This window comes from Oleiphilus sp. HI0128, assembly GCF_001635365.1.
This window is the reverse complement of the sequence record NZ_LWGG01001548.1, coordinates 1-710: the sequence shown is the minus strand read 5'-3', so window position 1 is coordinate 710 and position 710 is coordinate 1. Positions and strand designations below refer to the sequence as shown.

The following is a 710-nucleotide window of genomic DNA, read 5'->3' as shown; positions in this document are numbered from 1 at the left end:
CGATGGAGTAGGGCTGTCCAGCAACCCAGAAAAGTTAAATCATTATGGCCTGGCCATCATTCAAGAACGCAGTCGGCACTTGAACGGTGAGCTAGTTGTTAAGAGCTCTCAAGAGGGTATCCAAGGTACTCAAATCCAGCTTCGTTTCTCACCCAGTTACCTCAGAGAAAGTGATGAAAGTAAAGTTATCATACGCTCGTAACACGCAAATCACATTTCTCCCATTTGAGCGGTGACCTTACTTGGCATCGTTCTGCACACCAACTAACATAGAACGCTTCACTCTAATCGCTTAAAAGACCAATAATAACGATGACAAGCCATTACGAAAAAAGCGTTGAAGAGCTTCAGCTCGAATATGCAAACAAGCGTCGCTTCCCCTTCATAAAGTTTTCTCAGTCACTTGAAAGTGAGTTCAGGGAATATCGACACCAACGCTTACTAGAACGAATTCCTGCAATTGGAGTTGCCGCATTATTCATTTTTTTCTTATTTGCTTTACTAGATATCTACACGCTCCCCGAGTCTGTCTACGTCGTCACAACCTGTATTCGTCTGTTTATAGTTTGCCCTCTCATCGCTATAACAATGATCGCCGCCCGAATGAATTGGTCGATACGCGCGTATTCAAGTCTGTATATGAGTGCCTACATAGTCTCTGGCTTAAGTATCGTTGCTATTATGTACACTACACGAATTAATGATGCGCA

The 710-nt window shown here is 43.2% G+C and carries 1 protein-coding gene and 1 pseudogene; both read left to right on the top strand.

Annotated features, from left to right (window positions below):
- Positions 1 to 202: pseudogene (locus A3763_RS29240) on the top strand (hypothetical protein); the annotation flags it as partial.
- Positions 203 to 312: 110 nt separating this feature from the next.
- Positions 313 to 710, top strand: a 398-nt coding sequence (locus A3763_RS25425; protein WP_197483127.1) for a hypothetical protein, incomplete at its 3' end; no start/stop codon positions are given.